Raw genomic sequence first — 22,564 nt, 5'->3', positions numbered from 1 at the left:
CCGCACTTGTGATGGATCAAATCCATCCAAGTGCCTTCATCGTTCGGTGCGTTTCACAACCGACGCCAGATCTCCGTTGTGGCAGCACTCTGGTTCATCGTATAGAAATGGATGGCAGGCACACCACCGTTGATCAGCTGTTCGCAAAGGTCAGACACCACATCCAGACCGAAAGCCTTGATCGACTCGACATCATCTCCGTAGGCCTGCAGGCGCAACCTGATCCAGCGCGGGATCTCAGCGCCACACGCGTCCGAAAAACGCAGCAACTGCGACGAGCTGGTGATGGGCATGATGCCCGGCACGATGGGCACATCCACGCCCAGCTTGTAGGCGTCGTCCACAAAGCGGAAGTAGGCATCGCTGTTGTAGAAGTATTGGGTGATGGCCGAATTGGCGCCCGCCTTCACTTTGGTGGCAAAGGCCTGCAAGTCGGCTTCGGGCGATTTGGCTTGCGGGTGGATTTCAGGGTAGGCCGCCACTTCGATGTGGAAATCGTCACCGGTTTCAGCACGGATGAAAGCCACCAAATCGCTGGCGTAATGGAACTCGCCGCCTGCGCCATAGCCGCTGGGCAAATCACCGCGCAAGGCGACCAGGCGCTTGACGCCCATGGCCTTGAGCGTGGCCAGTTCTTCACGCACCGAGGCCTTGGTGGCCCCAATGCACGAAAAGTGCGAAGCCGCTGCCACGCCCTCGGCCTGAATCGCTGCCACCGTGGCAAAAGTGCCTTCCTGGGTGGAGCCGCCCGCCCCGTAGGTCACCGAGCAAAACTCAGGCTTCAAAGCGTACAGCTTCTCGCGCACACCGCGCAGCTTCTCTGCGCCCTCAGGCGTCTTGGGTGGGAAAAACTCCAGGCTGATGGGCAATTTCAAACCAGACATCACAACACTTTCCAAAATTCAATCGTCGTTGGCCTTAGCATAGGTCTTGGCGGCCAGATCAGCCTCGTGCGCCAGGCGCGCTTTCTCGCGCGCGGGCAGCACCGCTGCCGGGTCAGGCCAGCAGGCCTGCACAAAAAATTCACGGTTACCGTCACCGCCCTCAATTGGACTGTCCAACCAGGCCGTCACCTGCATGCCCAACTCGGTCAGGGCTGTGCGCAGGCGGTTTTCAATGAAGGGGTACAGGCTTTCGTCTTTCACAATGCCGCCCTTGCCCACCTGACCCGGCTGCAACTCAAACTGCGGCTTGACCAGCATCAAAAGCTGCCCCGTGGGCTTGAGCAAATGCACCACGCCCGGCAAGACCAGGGTGAGCGAGATGAAGGACACATCGCCCACCATCAGGTCGAAGCCTTCCAACGCTTCAGGGACGCGCTCATCGCCGGGCTCCAGCTCACGGGCGTTCACGCCTTCGATGCAGACCACGCGCTCGTCAGCCTGGATACGTGGGTGCACCTGGGCATGACCCACGTCAATGCCCACCACCTGCGCTGCGCCGTGCTGCAGCAAGCAGTCGGTGAAGCCCCCTGTGCTTTGGCCCACATCCAGGCAGCGCATACCCGCAACCTTCACACCCGTAGCCTTCAAGGCCCCTTCGAGCTTCAAGCCGCCGCGTGACACGTAGCGCGACTCGGCGTCGTCGAGCAGCTGCAGGGCAGCGCTTTCGGGCACCTCGTCGCGGTTTTTCACCACCGCACGCCAAGTCCCGTCCGGCTGCTGCCACTGCACGCCCCCGGCAATCAGTCGCTGAGCCTGGGAGCGAGAAGCGGCCAGGCCGCGCTCGACGAGAAGTTGGTCAATGCGCATGCGTGGTTTTCAGTAGCGGTAAGTGTCGGCCTTGTAAGGACCGTTTTTCGACACGCCGATGTACGCGGCTTGCTCGTCGGTGAGTTCGGTCAACTGTGCGCCGACTTTCTTCAGGTGCAGGCGAGCCACTTTTTCGTCCAAGTGCTTGGGCAACACATAGACCTTGCCGGCTTCGTACTGGTCTTGCTTGGTGAACAGCTCGATCTGGGCAATGGTCTGGTTGGCAAACGAAGACGACATCACGAAGCTGGGGTGGCCGGTGGCGCAACCCAGGTTCACCAAGCGGCCTTTGGCCAGCAGGGTGATCTTCTTGCCATCGGGGAAGATGACGTGGTCGACCTGGGGCTTGATCTCGTCCCACTGCAGCTTTTCCAGCGAAGCGACGTCGATCTCGTTGTCAAAGTGACCGATGTTGCAGACGATGGCTTCGTCTTTCATGGCGGCCATGTGCTCGTAGCGGATCACGTTCTTGTTGCCGGTGGCCGAGACGAAGATGTCGCACTTGTCGGCGGCGTATTCCATGGTCACGACCTTGAAGCCTTCCATCGCGGCTTGGAGGGCGTTGATCGGGTCGATCTCGGTCACCCAGACTTGGGCGCTCAAAGCGCGCAAGGCTTGGGCGGAACCTTTGCCCACGTCGCCGTAACCGGCCACACAAGCCACTTTGCCGGCGATCATCACGTCGGTGGCGCGTTTGATGGAGTCCACCAAAGATTCGCGGCAGCCGTACAGGTTGTCGAACTTGCTCTTGGTCACCGAGTCGTTCACGTTGATGGCGCGGAACATCAGGCTGCCTTTGGCGGCCATTTCGTTCAAGCGCAACACGCCGGTGGTGGTCTCTTCGGTCACGCCAATGATCTGGGCACCCTTGCGGCTGTACCAGGTCGGGTCCACGGCCAGCTTGGCCTTGATGGCGTTGAACAGGCAGGTCTCTTCTTCGCTGGTGGGGTTGGCGATCAGGCTGGCGTCTTTTTCGGCGCGCTTGCCCAGGTGCATGAGCAAAGTAGCGTCGCCGCCGTCGTCCAGGATCATGTTGGGGCCTTCGCCCTCGGTGCCGGCTGGGCCAAAGTCAAAAATGCGGTGGGTGTAATCCCAGTAGTCGGCCAGGGTCTCGCCCTTGATGGCGAACACGGGCGTGCCCTTGGCGGCGATGGCTGCGGCGGCGTGGTCCTGGGTCGAGAAGATGTTGCAAGAAGCCCAGCGCACGCTGGCACCCAAGGCTTGCAGGGTCTCGATCAGCACAGCCGTCTGGATCGTCATGTGCAAGGAGCCGGTGATGCGGGCACCTTTCAGAGGCTGCGCCTTGGCGAACTCTTCACGGATGGCCATGAGGCCGGGCATTTCGGTCTCGGCGATTTTGATTTCTTTGCGGCCCCAGTCGGCCAGGCCGATGTCGGCGATCACGCAATCGGCGTTCACGGCGGTGTTCAAACGTGCATTCATTGTCAGCTCCAAAGCAAATGTGAAGAAGCCACACGTGTGGATGCCGGCACTGAATGGGAAAAACAGGCTCACCGCACGTCGTGTGGATGAGCGTCGTTGCTGTTGAAGTGTTCCGAGCCTCACGCCCCGCTGCCGACTTGCGGACAAGTCAGGGGGCGCTGCAACGCTCCTCGGAATGCTGCATTCTAGCGCAGTCCGCCTTTGCGCGCTTCGCCAGGCCTTTGACCTCGCACTCCGCCCGCCACCAGTTCCGGCATTTGCTAGACTGAACCCATGCACCCCGACCTCTGGACCCCATGCCTGAACTGATGCGCCACCTCGCCCACTATTGGCATGTATGGACGGTATCCGCCGTGATCGTGCTCATTGCCCTGGATTACGTGCGCCAATTCATTGGACCGGCCATGGAACTGAAGAAACACTTGGCCAGGGTCAACGCACAACTGGCTTTGTTGGCCCAGTCGGGCCCTCAGCCCCACATCGACCTGACTCGGCTCAAGACCGAGGTGATGGCCTCCGCCCCCTTGCAGCACGCCTGGCTGCAATACGCCAACACGCTCCAGCTGCAGTCACAAACGGCCCATGAGGGCCCCGTCGGTGCAGCAAGGCAGCGGGTCAGCCAGCTGTCCAAAGCTTTTTTCTCGCGTCTGGACCTGAACGCCCAAGGCAGCCGAATGGACCTGTCCAACCTGGAACAACTGGCGCAAAACGATCCCAGCCTGGCCAAACTCTGGGCCGAATACAACCAGGCCGTGGAAGAACTCCAGCGGCTTGAAATGTCCACGCCAAGCACCACAGCTCAGTGGCAAGCCCACACACATGCTGAGCACTACTTCACCGAGCAGGCCTTGGTGGATTCACCGCTTCAATCCAATTTTTACAAACACACACCCGGCATCCTGACCGGCGTGGGCATCATCGGCACCTTCACCGGCTTGATCGCGGGCCTGGTCGGTTTTGACGTGTCCAACCCCGAACGGGTGCAGGCCGAATTGAGCCAATTAGTCCAAACCGTGGGGCACGCGTTTCTGGTGTCGGCCTTGGCGATCACTTTGGCCATGGTGTTCACCTGGATTGAAAAGTCCGTGCTGACTGGCCGCTACCGGCAAGTCGAAGAACTGCAGCAGTGGCTGGACACCCTGTTCGCCCCTCAGGCCGGGGCTCAATGGGTGGAGCGTCTGACACTGGCCACTGAAATGCAGACGGCCCTCTCCTACAAAATCCTGAGCCAATTGCGCCCATCAGGCCCACGCACCCAGCCGCATTGAACGCGCATGTTCGGCTCCAGAAAACCGCCCGCCAAAAGGTCCCGGGACGAAGCAGAAAAACCCTTCTGGATTTCGTTCTCAGACCTGATGACCGCCCTGATGGTGCTGTTTCTGGTGGCCATGGCGGTCGCCCTGCTCAGCGTCACGACAGGTTTGCGCAAGATGGACGATGGCCGCGCCAACCGGGACCAGGCCATATCGACCTGCCTGAACAGCATCCGCCAGATCACCCAAAAAGCCGAATACGCCGGGATGACACTGCGTGGGCAAACCCTGGAGCTGGGCACCTTGGCCGAATTTCCGAAAGACAGCCATGTCCTGGCCACTGACCGTGCGGTATTCCTGCGCAGCTTTGTACCTCAGATGTTGCACATGGCCCGCACGCCAGATTGTCAGAACTGGCTCAAACGCTGGGTGCTCGAAGGCTACGCCAGCCCGGAGGGCTCCTACCTCTACAACCTCAACCTCAGCCTGGAGCGCTCCCAACGGGTGCTGTGCGTGCTGCTGGACGCCAACGCACCGAACGCTCTTGACCAGGAAGACCGCAAGACGATCCGCGAACTCTTCTTTGTGGGGGGCTCGTCCTTCAACTCGGCCATCCTGAACCAACCCGAAAAAAGCCGCCGGGTCGAACTGCGTCTGGAGTTCAAGGAGCTGCGCAACCGCTGCGAAGCCAACGCACCTGACTGTGAAATCGACGAGGTGCGCCCCATTCCCTGGGACGACGACTTCAAATGCCCCATGGACAAGCGCTGAGCGCTGCATCGTCCGCTGGCATCCCATCCAGAGGGCGGGCCCGGTAAAATCGCTTTCTTTCGCCAGCCCATGACGGGCTTGGCCACCACGGGTGCTGCTTGCCACCCGCACGAATCAGGACCCCTTGTGACCTACGCCAACGAGACCCGGCGCCGCCGGACTTTTGCGATCATTTCCCACCCCGACGCGGGTAAAACCACGCTGACCGAGAAACTGCTGCTGTTCTCCGGCGCGATCCAGATTGCCGGCTCGGTCAAGGCCCGCAAGGCCTCGCGCCACGCCACGTCGGACTGGATGGAAATCGAAAAGCAGCGTGGCATCTCTGTGGCGTCGTCCGTGATGCAGATGCTCTACCGCGACCATGTCATCAACCTGCTCGACACGCCCGGCCACAAGGACTTCAGCGAGGACACCTACCGCGTGCTCACCGCTGTGGACTCGGCGCTCATGGTGATCGACGCGGCCAACGGTGTGGAAGCCCAGACCCGCCGCCTGATCGAGGTGTGCCGTCAGCGCGACACGCCCATCATCACCTTTGTGAACAAGATGGACCGCGAAGTTCGCGACCCGCTCGACATCCTAGACGAAGTCGAACGCGAGCTGGGCATGCCCTGCGTGCCCATGACCTGGCCCGTGGGTCAGGGCAAATCGTTTGGCGGCATCGTCAACCTGCGCACGCAGGCCATGACGGTGTTCGACTCCGGCTCTGAACGCCTGCCGCAAGATTTTGAGACCATCCCGCTCGCCGAGCAGGCCCAGCTGGCCGAGCGCTTTGCCCTGGAATGGCAAACCGCCATGGACAGCATGGAGCTGGCCACCGGCGCATCGCCCGCTTTTGATGAAGAAGCCTTTTTGGCAGGCAAACAAACGCCCGTGTTCTTTGGCTCTGGCGTGAACAACTTCGGTGTGATGGAAGTGCTCGACGCCCTGGTCGACCTGGCTCCTGCGCCCAAGCCCCGCACCAGCAACCTGATTGTCAACAAGCAGCCCGTGGTCAAGGACATCCAGCCCGAAGACAGCGCGTTTTCGGGCGTGGTGTTCAAGGTGCAGGCCAACATGGACGCCAACCACCGCGACCGCATCGCCTTTGTGCGCATGGCGTCCGGCAAATACACATCCGGCATGAAGCTCAAGGTACAGCGCACTGGCAAAGAGCTGCGCCCCACCAGCGTCGTCACATTCCTGAGCCAGCGCCGTGAAGCGGTGGACGAAGCCTATGCGGGCGACATCATCGGCTTCACCACCCACGGCGGCGTGCAGCTGGGCGACACCATCACCGATGGGGCCAACCTGCAGTTCACCGGCCTGCCCTTCTTTGCGCCCGAACTCTTCATGACCGTGATCCTGAAGAACCCACTGCGCACCAAGCAGCTGCAAACCGGGCTGGACCAACTGGGCGAAGAAGGCGCGATCCAGGTCTTCAAGCCCGAAATCGGCGGCCCCATGCTACTGGGTGCAGTGGGCCAGCTGCAATTTGAAGTCGTGCAGCACCGCCTCAAGGCCGAATACGACTGCGATGTACGCCTAGAAGGCTGTCAGTACACCGGCGCCCGCTGGATCACCGCCGACACCCCGGCCGAGCTGCGCGAATTCACCAACGCCTACCCGCAGCGCATGGCGCTGGACGCCGCAGGCACGCTGGCGTATCTGTGCACCAGTCCGTATGACGTGCGGCTGGCGCAAGAGCGCTTCCCCAAAATCCATTTCCACCCGCTGCGCGAGCATGCGGGTCTGGCGTTGGGCAGCGCGGGCTGACCACAGAGATGCAGCTGCTGCGCCACTGGTCACCCGGCCACATCGTCGGCGTCTTCACCGACATCGACGACACGTTGACCACCGAAGGGGAGATCACTTCTGACGCCTTTCAAGCGCTGGCTGATCTGAAATTGGCTGGCCTGCATGTGGTGCCGATCACCGGGCGGCCTGTGGGCTGGAGCGAACCCTTCGCCCAAAGCTGGCCGGTCGACGCCATCGTGGCCGAAAACGGTGCCGTGGGACTGCAACACTCGACCACACAAGGCCTGCGCAAGTTGTACCAACAAGACGCCCGGACACGCCAAGCCCACTTCACCCGCATGCAAGCGGTACTGGACCAGATTGAAAAAGAAGTGACTGGCGCTCGCCGTTCACAAGACAGCGCAGGCCGGGAAACCGATATCGCCATTGACCACAGCGAGTTCACGCAGCTGCCACAAAGCGCCATCGACGAAGTGGTGCGCGTGATGCAAGGCGCAGGCATGACCGCCACGGTCAGCAGCATCCACATCAATGGCTGGTTTGGCACGCACAGCAAACTCACAGGCGCCCGCTGGATCGTGCGCGAGGTGTGGGGCCGCGATCTGGATGCCGAAATCGACCGCTGGGTTTATGTGGGAGACTCCACCAACGACCAGGTGATGTTTGAACACTTCCCGCACAGTGTGGGGGTGGCCAACATTCGGCGCTTTGAGGCGCAACTCACGCACCCGCCGCGCTACATCACCCCCAGTGAACGCGGCGCAGGCTTTGCGGAAATGACCCGACATTTGCTGGCGAGACTGAGCTGAAACCAGCACCCACCCACTTCTTCGCGGCAAGCTGCGCGATACACCGCCCACACCGACAGGATTCGCGCATGAACACCACCCCCCTATTGACCTGGTCTGAAAACGACACCCCACGCTCTGCCCTGTGGCGATCCGACCAAGTACTGCCCAAGCAAGTGGTGCTGGCCGACGACACCATGACCGCCGACACCGCCTTTCGCCTGGCCTGCGCCGGTACAGGCCTGCTCTGGCGCAGCGATTTTCAAAACGCACGACAGCTGCTGCAAGCGCTGGTCCGGCGCATCGACAAACCCAAAAAGGTCCGCACCAAAAAACAAGACCCGAACGCCCCTGTGATCCCCGGTGCAGCTTTCCACACCCACCGCCAGGCACAAGCCCAGCGCACCCGGATCCTGAGCCAGGTTCTGATTGAGCTGGATGGCGACTACGGCATTGCGCTGCGGCGCGCACCCGATGTCAAAGCCGCTTGCACGCAGGCATTTGGTCCAGCCAATGGACAATCATCGGTGATCTCGCTGCGCAGCCTGCAAGGGGTGATCGGCGCATTCGAGTGGCGCAAAAACGGTGTCGAGGTCCCGGCCATGGGCGAGGCCTTGCGCATCTACCCCCACTACGCTGTGTTCTCACCTGTTCGCGGTGAATATGTGGCACTGGTGGCCAACGCCCCATTGCCCGAAGCCTTCAAAACCCACCCCGTGGCTTTTGACATAGGCGTGGGCACCGGGGTGCTGTCGGCCGTGCTCGCGCGGCGAGGTGCCACGCAGGTGGTGGGGACCGACATGTCGGAACGTGCTTTGGCCTGCGCACTGGACAACCTGCAACGCCTGGGTCTGCAAAACCAGGTGCAGCTGCTTCAAACCGACCTCTTCCCGCCCGGTCAAGCAGCGGTGGTGGTCTGCAACCCGCCATGGCTGCCTGCACGCCCGACCTCACTTTTGGAACAGGCGGTTTATGACGAAGGCAGCCAAATGCTCCAAGGGTTTTTGAAAAACCTTCCCACACACCTGTGCGAAGGCGGTGAAGGCTGGTTGATCCTGTCCGACCTGGCCGAGCACCTGGGCCTGCGCACCCGTGAAACCCTGCTGGGCTGGATCGCCGATGCAGGCCTCAAAGTGTTGGGCCGCACGGATGTGAAGCCCGTACATGCCAAAGCCCAGGATGCCACCGACCCACTGCACGCCGCACGCTCAGCCGAAGTGACTTCACTGTGGCGGCTCGGTGTGGCTGACTGAGCATCAGCCCAGCAAAGGACTGCCCCTGTGGGAGCGCGCCCCTGCTCGCGAATGGCTGAACCACCGCAAGCACTCAAAGCCAGCCTCAGCGCCGAACCACCATTCGGCCACAGGGGCAACTTCCCACAAAACTCGCCATCACACCCTCGCCAGCACCGGGCCCAAGGCCTTGCCGGTATGGGTGCCCAAGCGCACCAGCGCCTCGGGTGTCATGGCAGCGACGATGCGTCCACCGGCGTTGCCGCCTTCTGGCCCCAGGTCGATCACCCAGTCGGCCTCGGCGATCACATCGAGGTCATGTTCGATCACGATCACACTGTGACTCGCATTCACCAGGCGGTGCAACACACTGATGAGTTTGTCCACGTCGGCCATGTGCAGGCCCACGGTGGGCTCATCCAGCACATACAAGGTGTGCGGCGCCTTGTTGCCGCGCTTGCCCACGTCGTCCCGCACCTTGGTGAGTTCGGTCACCAGCTTGATGCGCTGCGCCTCGCCGCCGCTGAGCGTGGGTGAGGGCTGTCCCAAGGTCAGGTAGCCCAAGCCCACGTCTTTGAGCAACTGCAGCGGGTGCGCGATGCTGGGCATGGTGGCGAAGAATTCCACCGCTTCGTCCACCTCCATCTGCAGCACATCGCCAATGCTCTTGCCACGCCAGGTGACCGCCAGCGTCTCGGGGTTGAAGCGGGCACCTCGGCAGGTTTCGCAAGGCACTTTCACATCGGGCAAAAAGCTCATCTCGATGGTGCGCATGCCCTGGCCTTCACAACTGGGACAGCGGCCTTCGCCGGTGTTGAAGCTGAAACGCCCAGCCGCATAGCCACGCGCCTTGGCCTCCAGCGTTTCGGCAAACAATTTACGGATCGTGTCCCAAAAACCGATGTAGGTCGCGGGGCAGGAACGCGGCGTTTTGCCAATCGGGGTCTGGTCGACTTCGAGCACGCGGTCTATCGTCTCAAAACCTTGCACATCGCTGCAAGCGGTCAGGGCCACGCGCTGGCCGGCATCTTGTGCGGTGCGACCTGCCAAGGTCGAGCGCTGGCTGACCAGGGCCTGCACATTGGCCAGCAAGACATCGCGGGCCAGCGTGGATTTGCCGGAACCGCTCACGCCAGTCACAGCAACCAAACGCTTGAGCGGCACTTGCACATCGACCTGGCGCAAGTTGTGCAGGTTGGCCCCCGTCAGGGTGAGCCAATGCACGTCCGAACCACCCGCAGCTTCTTTGTGGGGCGCTGGCGTGGGCGCCGATTTTGGCGTATCCCCGCCGTATGAGGCGCCCGCGCCAGCGCCCCGCAAAGAAGGATCCACGAAACGACGCGACTGCATCGGATGCTTCATCGCATGCAACAAGTAGCGCCCGGTCTGCGAATCGGCAGACGCCGTGATGTCGGCCACCGAGCCTTCGGCCACCAGACGGCCGCCGCGTTTACCGGCACTCGGGCCGATGTCGATGATGTGGTCGGCGCGGCGGATCGTGTCTTCGTCGTGCTCCACAACCACCAGGGTGTTGCCCTTGTCACCCAGCTTGTGCAGGGCGTTGAGCAAAATCTGGTTGTCGCGGGCGTGCAAGCCGATGGTCGGCTCGTCCAGCACGTAGCACACGCCTTGCAAGTTGCTGCCCAGCTGCGCGGCCAGGCGGATGCGCTGGGCTTCGCCGCCCGACAGGGTGGGCGCCCCTCGGTCGAGCGTGAGGTAGCCCAGGCCCACTTCTTCCAAAAATTCGAGGCGGCTCTGGATCTCGGGCACCAGGTCGCGGGCGATGTCGGCATCGCGTCCGGTGAGCTGCAGTTTCTCGACCCACTGCCGCACATCGCTGACCGACAGGCTGGCGATGTCGGTGATGCGCCAGCCCTGGCCAGGCGCTGCACCCAGGCGCACAGCACGTGCCGTGGCGTTCAGCCGGGTGCCCTCGCAACTGGGACAAGCCACATCGGCCAGGTCTTCGATTTCCGGCTCGGCAAAGGTTTGCTCGCGGCCTTTGTCCTTGTCGTCCTGCACAGAGTCGTCGAACACCTTGCGCTCGTCCTTGCTGAGCTTGACGCCCGTGCCCACACAATCGGGGCACCAACCGTGCTTGCTGTTGTACGAGAACAAACGCGGGTCAAGTTCGGCATACGAGGTGGCGCAGGCCGGGCAAGCGCGCAAGGTCGAGAACACGCGGTGCTGGCCAATGCGGGCAGTGGATTCGCCGTTGAACATGGCCTCACGCAAACCGCCCAGGTCGCTCAGCACATGCACCACGCCTTTGCCGTGCTCCAGCGCCTGCGTCAGCGCCTGGCGCAAGGCCGTTTCATTCGACGGCAGCACATCCAGACTGGCCACCGGCAGTTCGATGTTGTGTTCCTTGAATCGATCAATGCGCGGGAAACCCTGCGTGGGCAAAAACTCGCCATCGACGCGCAGGTGCGTGTAGCCGCGTGGACGCGCCCAGTCGGCCAGCTCGGTGTAAACGCCTTTGCGATTGGTGACCAGCGGGGCCAGCAGGCCGATGTGTTGCCCCCGGAACTGGGTCATCAGCTGCGCCACGATGCTGTCGGGCGTTTGCGGCTGCACCGGCGTGCCGTCGTGGATGCAGTGCTGGATGCCCAGCTTCACATACAGCAGACGCAGGAAATGCCAGACTTCGGTGGTGGTGCCCACGGTGGATTTGCGGCCGCCGCGCGACAGCCGCTGTTCGATCGCCACCGTGGGCGGGATGCCATAGACCGCATCGACCTCGGGGCGGCCTGCCGGTTGCACGATGGATCGGGCATAGGCGTTCAGGCTTTCCAGATAGCGGCGCTGGCCTTCGTTGAACAGGATGTCAAACGCCAGCGTGGACTTGCCGGAACCGCTCACACCGGTGACCACGTTGAAGCGGCCACGCGGGATGTTGACGCTCAGGTTTTTGAGGTTGTGCTCTTTGGCGTTGACGATCTGGATGTTGTTGTTGGGGACCGCTTTTTTCCTCTTGTCATCGGCGATCTTTTTGACTTTGTCATCCTCGGGCTTGACCCGAGGATCCATGCCCCCGGTTTTCAAGACCGCCAAATAGGCCGCAGCCCCCTCTTGTGCCCCATGCACCTCGCCCATGGACTCGGCGTACTCGCGCAAGGCCTGCCCGGTGTGCGAAGTGGCATGCTGTCGCACATCTTCGGGTGTGCCCTCGGCCACGATCAGCCCGCCGGCATAACCACCTTCGGGTCCGAGATCGATCAACCAGTCACTGGCGCGGATCACGTCGAGGTTGTGCTCGATGACGATGAGCGAATGCCCCGCTTCGAGCAGCTTGCGCAAAGCCCGCATGAGCTTGGCGATGTCGTCAAAGTGCAGGCCGGTGGTCGGCTCGTCAAACAGGAACAGCGTGCCTTTGCGAGCCAGACTTTGGCGGCTCTTGGACGCGCTCTTGGCGGCTTCGGCCAGAAAGCCCGCGAGCTTGAGGCGCTGGGCCTCACCACCCGACAAGGTGGGCACAGGCTGACCCAGGCGCACATACTCCAGGCCCACATCCACAATGGGCTGCAGGGCCCGGATGACTTCGCGGTCTTGCGCAAACAAAGCCGCAGCTTCGCTCACAGTGAGCTGCAGAATGTCAGCCACATTGAGGTGCCGCACCGCACCGCCGATGGCCTGACGCTCGATGGTGATTTCCAGAATTTCGGGGCGGTAGCGTTGGCCGTCGCAGTCGGGGCAGCGCAGATACACATCGCTCAAAAACTGCATTTCGACGTGCTCAAAGCCCGAGCCGCCGCAGGTGGGGCAGCGACCATCGCCGCCGTTGAAGCTGAACTTGCTGGCGGTGTAACCGCGCTGGCGCGACAAAGGCGCGGTCGCAAAAATCTCGCGGATCGCATCCCACGCGCCCACATAACTCACCGGGTTGGATCGGGCGGTTTTGCCGATGGGCGACTGGTCCACAAACACCACATCGCTCAGGTGGTCGGCCCCCAACAGGCGGTCGTGTGCGCCCGGGGTTTCGGTGGCTTTGCCAAAGTGGCGCATCAGCGCCGGGGCCAGCACATCCTGGATCAAACTCGACTTGCCCGAGCCGCTCACGCCGGTGATGGTGACCAGGCGCTGCAGCGGAAAGTCCACGCTGATGTTTTGCAGGTTGTGCTCGCGTGCGCCTTCCAAAATCAGACGCGGCGTGCTGTCGGTGACCATGCGCTTGAAACCCAAGCCCACTTGTTTGCGTCCGCCCAGATACGCGCCGGTGAGCGTGTCGGCGTTGCGCAGTTCGGCGGTGGTGCCGTCGAACACAATCTGCCCGCCACGCTCGCCGGGGCCAGGACCCATGTCGATCATGCGGTCGGCGGCCAGCATCACGGCCGGGTCGTGCTCAACCACGACCAGGGTGTTGCCCGCATCACGCAGGCGGTGCATGGCCTGGGTGATGCGGTGCATGTCGCGCGGGTGGAGGCCGATGCTGGGTTCGTCCAGCACAAACAGGGTGTTGACGAGGCTGGTGCCCAGGGCGGTGGTGAGGTTGATGCGCTGGACTTCGCCGCCGCTGAGCGTCCGGCTTTGGCGGTCGAGGGTGAGGTAACCAATGCCCACGTCGCACAGGTATTTGAGGCGGGTGGTGATTTCTTCCAGCAGCAGTTGCAAGGCTTTTTGTTCGGCGCTTGGGCCTTGGTTTTTTGCCTGGTTTGCTTCGGTGATTTCTGCTGAAGTTCGGTCTGCATCAGAGCGGGGGGCGGGCTCCTCATGAGGCGGGGATACGCCAAAATCGTCGCCCGCCCCCCGCTCTGACGCAGCCCTTGTGGTCGATTGATCGTCTCGCGACATCTCTGTCGCTGTTCTTGCATGTGGCTTTCCACCGTCCCCCACGGCTTCGGCCGGAGCCTCCCCAGCCCCCAAGGACGCATGCCCCAAAGCGGACAGACGATCAAAAAACAAGCGCAAGCGGTCCAGCGGCATGATCATCATGTCGTGCAGACTCAAACCCGGCAGCGCCTCCAACTGCGCACGGGTCCACTTCACGCCTGCGGGCATGAAGCGTTTTTCAACTGGCAAGACCCCATCGGCATCGGCGTGGCTGCCAATGCGCCAGAGCAAACTCTCGGTCTTCAAGCGTGCGCCATGGCAGGTCGGGCATTCGGTGTAGCTGCGGTACTTGGACAAGAGCACACGGATGTGCATCTTGTAGGCCTTGCTCTCCAGGTACTCAAAAAAGCGCTTCACGCCGTACCACTGGTGGTTCCAGCGCCCCTTCCACTCGGGCGAACCGTGGATCACCCAGTCTTGCTGCGCTTGGGTCAGCCTGTCCCAGGGTGTGTCGCGCGGAATGCCTGCGGCCTCGGCATGCCGCATCAGATCGTCCTGGTTTTCTTGCCAGGCGGGCGTTTGCAGCGTCTTGATGGCCCCGGCCCGCAGCGTGAGTTTGGGGTTAGGAATGACCAGGCCGTAATCGACGCCGATCACCCGGCCAAAACCCCGGCAGGTTTCGCACGCGCCCACCGCCGAGTTGAAGGAGAACATCGACGGGATCGGGTCGGTGTAGCGCTGGTCGCTGTCGGGGCAATGCAAGCCGGTGGAAAAACGCCAGATGTCGAAGCTAGGCTCGGAGGTGGCGGACAAATCGGGATCTGAACCCGATGTCTCCACATACACATTCAGACGGCCGCCGCGCTTCAGGGCGACTTCGATGGCTTCGACCACGCGGGCTTTTTCGGCCTTGGCCAAACGAAAACGGTCGGCGATCACGTCCAGCACTTTGCGCGGACCGGTGGGGGTGGCGACTTCGCGTTCGGCCTGCACCTTGGTGAAACCGCTGGCCGAGAGCCACTGCTCGACCTGTTCGGTGCTGGTGTTCGCGGGCAGCTCGACCGGAAAAGTCAGGTACAGGCGCGGGTCACCTGCTTGCGCCGCACGCTGGGCCAGCTCGGCGTAAATCGTGTCGGGGTTATCGTGGCGCACGGGCTGTGCGGTGTCTTTGTCGAACAGCTGGCCCAATCGGGCGAACAACAACTTCAGGTGGTCGTTCAGCTCGGTCATGGTGCCCACGGTGGAGCGCGAGCTGCGCACCGGGTTGGTCTGGTCGATCGCAATCGCCGGAGGCACGCCTTCTACCTTGTCCACCGCCGGTTTGTCCATGCGGTCCAGGAACTGGCGGGCGTAGGCGCTGAAGGTCTCCACATAGCGGCGCTGGCCCTCGGCGTACAGCGTGTCAAACACCAGACTCGACTTGCCCGAGCCGCTGGGGCCGGTGACCACAGTCAATTCACCCGTGCGGATGTCCAGATCGATGTTTTTGAGGTTGTGCTGACGGGCACCACGGATGCGGATGAGACCTTGTGACATGCTTGGCTTTTTCGGGTGAAGGCCAAACATTCTAGGGCGCAGACCGTGACATTTCTGGCCTCCAAAAGAAAAGCCACGCACAGGCGTGGCTTTGGAAGGCTCGCCCGGGTCAAGCCCGGGCGAGCGCGGCGCTGGCTTACTTGGCAGCGCTGGCGTCGGCAGCCGGTGCAGCTGGCGCATCGGTCTTGGCTGGTTCACTGTGCACCGCATCGGCACCGTGTTTTTCACCGCTCATGTCCAGGCTGTCGCCACCTTTACCGATCACGTACAGGGCCAAGGCCGCAAAGACCGCGAAACCCACAGCAATTTTCCACATCATTCATCTCCATTCATGAAAAAGGCCCTCCACAGAGGGAAGGCCTTGAATTTAGCACCCGAGTCACCCCGGGTAGCTTACAAAGATCAGTCGTCAGCGTAGATGTCGACGTCTTTGGTTTCCTTGATGAACAAGCCACCGATCACGACGGTTGCACCGGCGATGATGATCGGGTACCACAGACCGTTGTACATGTTACCGGTCTGGGCCACGATCGCGAAGGCGGTGGTGGGCAGCAGGCCGCCAAACCAGCCGTTACCGATGTGGTAAGGCAAGGACATGGAGGTGTAACGGATGCGGGTGGGGAACATCTCGACCAGCATGGCAGCGATCGGGCCGTACACCATGGTCACCAACAACACCAGGTAAGACAAGATGATGATGACGGTGACTTTGTCGAACTTGGCCATGTCAGCCTTGGCAGGATAGCCAGCAGCTTTCAGGGCTGCGCCGAGGTTGCTGCCCAGCAGGGTGGCACCGGCGGTCTTCTCGTTGCTCAGGTCCTTGACTGCCTTGTTGGCAGCTTCGAGGGCCTTGGCATCCTGAGGTTGAGCGGCAGTCAGTTCGGCCACTTTGGCTTCGGCCTTGGCCTTGGCTGCAGCGATGTCTTCGGCGCTGTACTTCACAGGCACCACGGTTTCACCGATCTTGATGATGGCGGGTGTGCCAGCAGGTGCCGCTTCGTTGGAGTAGCTCACCGAAGCGCCAGCCAGACGTTGCTTGGCGATGTCGCAAGAAGAAGTGAACTTCTTGGTGCCAGTGGGGTTGAACTGGAACGAGCACTCGGCAGGATCGGCCACCACCACCACCTGCGACTTGGCTTGGGCTGCGGCCAGATCAGGGTTGGCAGCCTTGGTCAATGCCTTGAACACAGGGAAGTAAGTCAAAGCGGCCAACAGGCAACCAGCCAAGATGATCGGCTTGCGGCCAATCTTGTCAGACAGCGCACCGAACACGATGAAGAACGGTGTGCCGATGATCAGGGAGATCGCGACCATGATGTTGGCGGTAGCGCCGTCGACCTTCAAGGCCTGGGTCAGGAAGAACAAGGCGTAGAACTGACCGGAGTACCAAACCACGGCTTGACCGGCGGTCAAACCGACCAAGGCCAAGATCACGATCTTCAGGTTTTTCCACTGGCCGAAAGACTCGGACAGAGGAGCTTTGGAGGTCTTGCCTTCGGCTTTCATTTTCTGGAAAGCAGGCGATTCGTTCATGCTCAAGCGGATGTAGACCGAAATGATCAGCATCACGATCGAAACGATGAACGGCACACGCCAGCCCCAGTCGGCGAAGGCTTCTTCACCGATGGCGGTACGTGTACCCAGAATCACCATCAGCGACAAGAACAGACCCAGCGTCGCTGTGGTCTGGATCCAAGCGGTGTAGGCACCGCGCTTGCCGTGAGGGGCATGCTCGGCTACATAAGTGGCGGCACCACCGTATTCACCACCCAAAGCCAAGCCTTGCAGCAAACGCAGGCAGATCAGGATGATGGGAGCGGCCACGCCAATGCTGGCGTAGTTGGGCAAGATGCCCACGATGAAGGTCGATGCACCCATCAACAAGATGGTCACCAGGAAGGTGTACTTGCGACCGATCATGTCGCCCAGGCGGCCGAACACCAAGGCGCCGAAAGGACGCACGATGAAACCGGCAGCAAACGCCAGCAGCGCAAAAATGAAGGCAGAGCCTTCGTCCAGGCCGCTGAAGAATTGCTTGGCAATGATCGCTGCCAACGAACCGTACAGGTAAAAGTCATACCACTCAAACACGGTGCCCAGAGAAGAGGCAAAAATCACCTTCTTCTCTTCCGCCGACATCGGGCGGGCTTCTGTTGTAGCCATAAAGCTGTCTCCAAAAAAGAGTCTCCGACACGGAAACTTGCCGTAATTCTTGGACCCGGCACTTGCCCGCGTCTGACAGCGAACCAACACATACTTACAGAACGAGTAGAAACCCTTGATTTTTTTGCCGCAATGTGAAATCAAGCGGAATCTCGCGGGTAATCCCTAGCCTCATCGGTGCCGATAATGCGATCAGGATCACGTGATTCGGTCACTTCCCCTTTGTGAAAAGAGGCTCCGCCATGTCCACCCGTCAAAAAATTCGTCTGTTTTCGGGCGTGCTGCTGCTGTCATGGTCTCTGGCCGCGTTCGGCTGGGTCTGGTTTGCCAGAGACCTGAACATCAAAATCGGCGAATGGCCGATCAACTTCTGGATGGCCGCGCAAGGCAGCTTGCTGATCTTTTTGGGGATCACCATCTTGAACGCCTGGTACTTCAACCGCCTTGAGAAAGAAACGACCGAAGCCGAGGACCCAGCGCCCAACACGGCGCCTTGAGTGCTTCAGGCGTCGAGGTCTGCCAAGCGTTCAAAGGGCAGGCTCTGTTTGACCAGAATCACGGTGCAAGGGGCCTGCATCGCCACCTTGATCGGGACGGTCGCCAGCACGCGCTGCATGGACAAGCCATGCGTCGCCGCCCCCATGATGACCATGTTGACCTGGTTGCCTTCGGCATAGCGCAGCAAGGCCTGCGCCACGTCACCCGACTCCAACACATGAAAGGAAGTCTGGTGCCCATCCAGATCGAGGGGTTGCGCCCATTGCTGCAAGCGGCTCAGGTGCCACCGGTGCACTTGGGTTTCGCCCTTCTCTGCCTCGGTGGTGCTGGTCTGGCTCGGTGAAATCACGGTCACACAGGCCAGACGGGCACCCGGGCGAATGCCCAGCGAACGCGCCACGGCTTCGCGCAATGAATACAAGGTGGCATCGCTGACGTCGTGGTGCGGAACCGCCACCATGATGATGGGCACTTGCTCAATCTGCCGGACTGGGACGGGACTCGGCGTGTAGGCCATGCCACTGGCCCGAACCCAGCGTTTGAAATGCGTCCAGAAACCCGTGCCCTGCGTGTTGCGGCCCCGCTCGGTGACCCTCACCTGCTCAGGATGGGTTAGATCAAAGGCCAGGTGCGAGGCCGAGGGGTAACGCTCTGCGGCCACCGGCGCCAGGCAGCGCAAGATCACTTCCTGCAGCCACTCGGGCTAGTCCGGGCGGTGCTTGCGCGGCGGGACCGGGTCCATCCACAGACGTTGACGCAGGCCCGCGGCGGTTGCAGGTTGACCAAATGGCAACTCGCCCGTGGCCAGTTCGTAAAGCATCACCCCGATGGCGAACACATCGCTGCGCGGATCGCCCCGCACCCCCACCACCTGTTCAGGGGATATCCAGACGGGCGAACCCACGGCTTTGCGCAGCTCTTCGGCCAGCAAGTCCGGCAAATGCGCGTGGCAAGACAAACCAAAATCCAGCAACACCGCGACACCATCGGGGCGGATCAAAACGTTGGCAGGCTTGAGGTCCAGGTGGCAAACATTTTGCTGGTGCAGACTGTGCACCGCACGCGCCATGGCCGCACCCAAAGCGGCCATCCTGGACACGGTCAGGTCCTGGCGCTGATCGAGCCAGTGCTGCAGTGTCTGGCCCTCGACATACTCCATCACGAGATAGGGCAAACGGGACAGATCGCCTGCGGCCACAAAGCGCGGCACATGGGGCCCCTTCAACTCGGACAGGATTTGCGCCTCGACTTCAAAGCTGATGATGTTCTCAGCGCCATCGGCCGCTGTCATGCGCGGAATTTTCATGGCCATGGGGAACTCGGCCTGCCGGCGACTGCCATCGGCCAGAGGGGCATACACCACCTTGTAAATGTGCGCCATGCCGCCTGCATGCAAACAGGCTTGGATTTCAAAGCCGTCGATCAGGTGTCCAGGATTGAGAAGTTTCAACGTCCAAGCTCCAGCCGTTGTGCAAAATATTCAGGCAAATCAACCCGGCGAATCGCTGCAGACGCTTCGGCATGGTTGTAAGGCACCCGGTGAAACGTCATTTTCTGAAGCGTTCGGTCGTACACCGCATACATGGCACGCGGGTCGCCATCGCGTGGTTGACCACATGAGCCCACGCAGGCCACCATGGGTCTGCGCAAAGGCGTGGGCACAGGGATGCCCGGCGTCGGCTCAAACCGCATCAAGTTGCGCCCGGCGCCTTGGTAGTACAAGGTCTGGTGGTGCACATGGCCCACCAGAACATGGGGACCTTGTTGTTGCGCCAAGGCCTGGTCCAGGCATCGCCCAGCAGCGCCCTCGCCGTCCACATAACGCCAGGACGCCGGCCGATCTGCACTGGCGTGCACCAGCAAAAACCCGTCACCGGACACCGTCAGCGGCAAATCGGCCAAGAATGCCCGGTGCGCCGCACCCAATTGCGCGTGGGTCCAGGCCGCGCCTTGCGCGCCCACGCTGGCATCTGCGGCCAAAGACGCGGGGGGGTTCAAGGCCATCTCGTCATGGTTGCCGCGCAACACCCAGGCCCCTTGCGCGACCTGTGTCATCACCTCATCGAGCACCGCCACCGGGTCCGCACCATAGCCCACCAAATCGCCCAAGAAAGCCAGCTGATCTACCCCTTGCTGACGCGCATGCGCCAGGCAAGCCTGCAAAGCCTGCCAATTGGCGTGGATGTCTGAAATCAGGGCCAGCTTCATCGGGTGTCTCCAAGCGCATGATGCCAGCACAGACCGGCGTCGAACTTGTCACACATCAAGTTCGTGGTGCAATCCAAGCTGGACGTGGCCGATCAGGGCTGCGAGCACTTCACACTTTGCGTTGAATGCCCACTGGCAACTGCCCCGCTGCAGACCATTCGTCGGACAGGAACCAGGGGTCGCCCAGCAAATAGGCGCGCAGCATGGGCAGGGCGTCGTTGCCCCAGAAGACTTGCCCATCGACCACGAAACTGGGCACACCAAAGAGGTTCAAGGCCAGGGCCTCATCGGTGTTGCGCTTCAAGGCCTGCTTGACGTCTGCGCTGGTCGGATCGTTGGGGGGTGCCAAATCGGCCGTCAAGGCAGCCAGGCGCGGCGCATCGGCCGCCTCCAGACCACTGCACCAGACGTGCCGGAAAATTTTCTCGCAGACCCAGCGATTGGGCTCGCCTGCGGCATCACACGCGGTGGCCAGGCGCAACAAGCCCAGCGAAGAAAAGGGGTGGCTGGCAGGCAGCTGCAAAGGCGTGCCTTGTGCCCGCGCTTGCCATTGCACCTGGCGATACGTCCAATCGCGCTTGGCGGGAATCTCTGCAGGCCCCAGCTGCCCATGGTGCATGAGCATGGCCCCGAAGACCACCGGTTTGTGCACGACCCGGCAACTGATGCCCTGCAAAGTCTGAGGCAAGGCGTCGAACGCCAGCCAAGCGTAAGGCGAGATGAAGTCCAGGTAAAAGTGAATGGTTTTCATGGTCAATTGCGATGTCAACAACAGTGCGCACTCAGCGCGCCATCGCCTGCCGCTTGCGCAGGCGCTCCGGAATTTGCACCCACACCGCCCGTTTTTCTTCCTCGCTGGCACGGCTCCAGCCCCCGATTTCGGACAAGGTACGCAAGCACCCATCACACCAGCCAGCGCTGGGGTGCATCAGGCAAAGGGACACGCAAGGTGAAGGCACCGAATGGGGTTCGGGTGGCAACGGCTGCGCCAACACCTGAGCAGCGCGTTCACCCAGCTTTTTCCAATAATGTTCGCTCATGCACGAGCCTCTTGCAGGGTTTGGACCACATCCACCACGGGCGCGCCGGTCAGGCGCTTGAGGTCTTCGGGCTGCAACTGGAACACGCCATGCGGATGCCCTGCGGCGGCCCAGACCACGTCAAAACGCCACAGGTCCTGATCCAGCAGGGTCACGGGCGGGTTCAGGTGCGCCACAGGCGAAACGCCGCCAATGCTGAAACCGGTTTGCGCCTTCACAAAGTCGGCGTCCGCACGGCCCACCTTGCCCACCAAAGCCGAAACTTTCTTCTCATCCACCCGGCGGTCACCCGAAGTGACCACCAGCACGGCCGCACCGTCCTCTTTGCGTTTGAAGATGACGCTCTTGGCAATCTGGCCCAGCTGCACACCCAAGCCGTCTGCGGCTTCTTGCGCGGTGCGGGCAGCACCATCGAGCATGACCGGGGCGTGGGAATGGCTTGCAGCTTGTAAGGCTGCCTTCACGCGCTGTACCCCTTCGGGCAAAAGCTGATGTTCGAATGGACTCATCTTCGCGACACTGTGTGGCTCTTGAAAAAACAGAACCTCCATTGTGCGTGCAAGTGGATGCCCCGGCCGGATATGGGGCAGATGCTCAAGTACCTGGCGGGTGTGCATGAGAGGACTTGCCCCATCCATGCTCAGGTTTTCAACTTCAACCCATTTTATTTGTACCAATGCAATAGCTCTCCCTTTTCAAGGCCAGAACAAGGCTTCAGGGAGGCTTGCATCCCTTTTTTTCCGCTCACGGGCCATGATGATCTGGACGCTTTGGCGTATGCTTTGTTCACTTCTGCTTGCGTGCCACCATGCCCCCCCTTACTGCCCAGCGTACACCGCCTAACACCGGCGAATACCCCGCTTTGGATGACCATGCCGCCCGCGTCTTGCGTCAATTCAGGCTGATTTTCAACACCGTCAGACGCCATTTCCAGACCATGGAAAAGCAGTCCGGCATCGGCGGTGCGCAGGTCTGGGCCTTAAGCCTGGTAGCCCAGCACCAAGGCCTAAGGGTCACGCAATTGGCCGCCCTGATGGACATCCACCAGTCCACCACCAGCAACCTGGTGCGCTCTCTGATCAAAAGCGGCCTGTTGCACAGCGAAAAATCCAGCAGCGACCGCCGCGTGGTGGAGTTGTATGTGCTGCCCGAAGGTCTGAAACTGCTCAAAAAAATTCCCGGCCCGTTTGCAGGTGTTCTGCCCCACGCCTTGCAGCGCATGGACGAGGTGACACTGCTGCAACTCGAGCGCAATCTGTCGGCGCTGATCAACCGCCTGGAAGTGGACGAGCAAGCCGCACACACCCCCATCGCCATGATGTGAGCCACCGGCCTGCGAACACTGGAATTTGCACTCTGCCCAGTCCAAGCTGG

The 22,564-nt window shown here is 61.5% G+C and carries 17 protein-coding genes, 1 pseudogene and 1 riboswitch; of the genes and pseudogenes, 7 read left to right on the top strand and 11 right to left on the bottom strand.

The annotated features are described in order from the left end of the window. Nucleotides 1-53: 53 nt before the first annotated feature. The 3 genes from metF to ahcY are packed head-to-tail and all read right to left on the bottom strand — an operon-like array spanning nucleotide 54 to nucleotide 3,194. Nucleotides 54-884, bottom strand: coding sequence for a methylenetetrahydrofolate reductase [NAD(P)H] (gene metF / locus B9Z34_RS12880; RefSeq protein WP_108428525.1), 831 nt, complete (start codon nucleotides 882-884; stop codon nucleotides 54-56). 18 nt (nucleotides 885-902) lie between these two features. Then, nucleotides 903-1,751 carry a TlyA family RNA methyltransferase gene (locus B9Z34_RS12875; protein WP_108428524.1) on the bottom strand — a complete coding sequence of 283 codons (849 nt, stop codon included), beginning with the start codon at nucleotides 1,749-1,751 and terminating at the stop codon, nucleotides 903-905. Nucleotides 1,752-1,760: 9 nt separating this feature from the next. Next, nucleotides 1,761-3,194, bottom strand: coding sequence for an adenosylhomocysteinase (gene ahcY / locus B9Z34_RS12870; RefSeq protein ID WP_108428523.1), 1,434 nt, complete (start codon nucleotides 3,192-3,194; stop codon nucleotides 1,761-1,763). 81 nt (nucleotides 3,195-3,275) lie between these two features. Then, nucleotides 3,276-3,372, bottom strand: a riboswitch (S-adenosyl-L-homocysteine riboswitch). A gap of 118 nt (nucleotides 3,373-3,490) precedes the next feature. Between ahcY and B9Z34_RS12865 the strand changes: the two genes are divergently transcribed. The 5 genes from B9Z34_RS12865 to B9Z34_RS12845 all read left to right on the top strand — a co-directional run bounded on the left by B9Z34_RS12865 (nucleotide 3,491) and on the right by B9Z34_RS12845 (nucleotide 8,996). Further along, nucleotides 3,491-4,462: a hypothetical protein gene (locus B9Z34_RS12865; protein ID WP_108428522.1), complete on the top strand. Its 972-nt coding sequence runs from the start codon at nucleotides 3,491-3,493 to the stop codon at nucleotides 4,460-4,462. 6 nt (nucleotides 4,463-4,468) lie between these two features. Then, on the top strand, nucleotides 4,469-5,218 hold the full coding sequence (locus B9Z34_RS12860; RefSeq protein WP_108428521.1) for a flagellar motor protein MotB: 750 nt from the start codon (nucleotides 4,469-4,471) through the stop codon (nucleotides 5,216-5,218). A gap of 126 nt (nucleotides 5,219-5,344) precedes the next feature. Then, the gene (locus tag B9Z34_RS12855) at nucleotides 5,345-6,973 is read left to right on the top strand and encodes a peptide chain release factor 3 (RefSeq protein WP_108428561.1); all 1,629 of its coding nucleotides are present in this window, start codon (nucleotides 5,345-5,347) and stop codon (nucleotides 6,971-6,973) included. Between the two features lie 8 nt (nucleotides 6,974-6,981). Further along, the gene (locus B9Z34_RS12850; protein ID WP_108428520.1) at nucleotides 6,982-7,764 is read left to right on the top strand and encodes an HAD-IIB family hydrolase; all 783 of its coding nucleotides are present in this window, start codon (nucleotides 6,982-6,984) and stop codon (nucleotides 7,762-7,764) included. A gap of 68 nt (nucleotides 7,765-7,832) precedes the next feature. Beyond that, the gene (locus B9Z34_RS12845; protein WP_108428519.1) at nucleotides 7,833-8,996 is read left to right on the top strand and encodes a class I SAM-dependent methyltransferase; all 1,164 of its coding nucleotides are present in this window, start codon (nucleotides 7,833-7,835) and stop codon (nucleotides 8,994-8,996) included. A 138-nt stretch (nucleotides 8,997-9,134) separates the two neighbouring features. Here B9Z34_RS12845 and B9Z34_RS12840 read toward each other — a convergent pair whose 3' ends face one another. The 3 genes from B9Z34_RS12840 to B9Z34_RS12830 all read right to left on the bottom strand — a co-directional run bounded on the left by B9Z34_RS12840 (nucleotide 9,135) and on the right by B9Z34_RS12830 (nucleotide 17,444). Continuing rightward, entirely contained in the window at nucleotides 9,135-15,281 is a 6,147-nt protein-coding gene (locus tag B9Z34_RS12840; RefSeq protein WP_108428518.1) for an excinuclease ABC subunit UvrA, read from the bottom strand. Nucleotides 15,282-15,417: 136 nt separating this feature from the next. Continuing rightward, nucleotides 15,418-15,597: a hypothetical protein gene (locus B9Z34_RS12835; protein WP_108428560.1), complete on the bottom strand. Its 180-nt coding sequence runs from the start codon at nucleotides 15,595-15,597 to the stop codon at nucleotides 15,418-15,420. Nucleotides 15,598-15,683: 86 nt separating this feature from the next. Next, nucleotides 15,684-17,444 carry an MFS transporter gene (locus B9Z34_RS12830; RefSeq protein ID WP_108428517.1) on the bottom strand — a complete coding sequence of 587 codons (1,761 nt, stop codon included), beginning with the start codon at nucleotides 17,442-17,444 and terminating at the stop codon, nucleotides 15,684-15,686. A gap of 242 nt (nucleotides 17,445-17,686) precedes the next feature. Between B9Z34_RS12830 and B9Z34_RS12825 the strand changes: the two genes are divergently transcribed. After that, complete coding sequence (locus B9Z34_RS12825; RefSeq protein WP_108428516.1) at nucleotides 17,687-17,941, top strand: DUF4212 domain-containing protein; 255 nt, start codon at nucleotides 17,687-17,689, stop codon at nucleotides 17,939-17,941. Between the two features lie 5 nt (nucleotides 17,942-17,946). Here B9Z34_RS12825 and B9Z34_RS12820 read toward each other — a convergent pair. The 5 genes and pseudogenes from B9Z34_RS12820 to B9Z34_RS12800 form a co-directional block, all read right to left on the bottom strand. Next, nucleotides 17,947-19,392: pseudogene (locus B9Z34_RS12820) on the bottom strand (serine/threonine protein kinase). Next, nucleotides 19,389-20,150: a metallophosphoesterase gene (locus B9Z34_RS12815; RefSeq protein ID WP_108428515.1), complete on the bottom strand. Its 762-nt coding sequence runs from the start codon at nucleotides 20,148-20,150 to the stop codon at nucleotides 19,389-19,391. Before B9Z34_RS12815 ends, B9Z34_RS12820 begins: the two are co-directional and overlap by 4 nt. 109 nt (nucleotides 20,151-20,259) lie before the next feature. After that, nucleotides 20,260-20,901: a 2-hydroxychromene-2-carboxylate isomerase gene (locus tag B9Z34_RS12810; RefSeq protein WP_108428514.1), complete on the bottom strand. Its 642-nt coding sequence runs from the start codon at nucleotides 20,899-20,901 to the stop codon at nucleotides 20,260-20,262. A gap of 31 nt (nucleotides 20,902-20,932) precedes the next feature. Continuing rightward, nucleotides 20,933-21,190, bottom strand: coding sequence for a DUF1289 domain-containing protein (locus tag B9Z34_RS12805; protein WP_108428513.1), 258 nt, complete (start codon nucleotides 21,188-21,190; stop codon nucleotides 20,933-20,935). Then, a complete protein-coding gene (locus B9Z34_RS12800) occupies nucleotides 21,187-21,699 on the bottom strand; it encodes a YbaK/EbsC family protein (RefSeq protein WP_108428512.1) in 513 nt (170 codons plus the stop codon). The genes B9Z34_RS12805 and B9Z34_RS12800 overlap by 4 nt, the downstream gene beginning before the upstream one ends. Before the next feature lie 299 nt (nucleotides 21,700-21,998). Between B9Z34_RS12800 and B9Z34_RS12795 the strand changes: the two genes are divergently transcribed. Next, nucleotides 21,999-22,514: a MarR family winged helix-turn-helix transcriptional regulator gene (locus B9Z34_RS12795; protein ID WP_108428559.1), complete on the top strand. Its 516-nt coding sequence runs from the start codon at nucleotides 21,999-22,001 to the stop codon at nucleotides 22,512-22,514. The last annotated feature ends 50 nt before the right edge of the window (nucleotides 22,515-22,564 follow it).

This window comes from Limnohabitans sp. Hippo3 (assembly GCF_003063665.1).
Taxonomy (GTDB): Bacteria; Pseudomonadota; Gammaproteobacteria; order Burkholderiales; family Burkholderiaceae_C; genus Limnohabitans_A.
The sequence above is the reverse complement of the archived record's forward strand: the minus strand, read 5'-3'. Positions and strand labels throughout refer to the sequence as shown.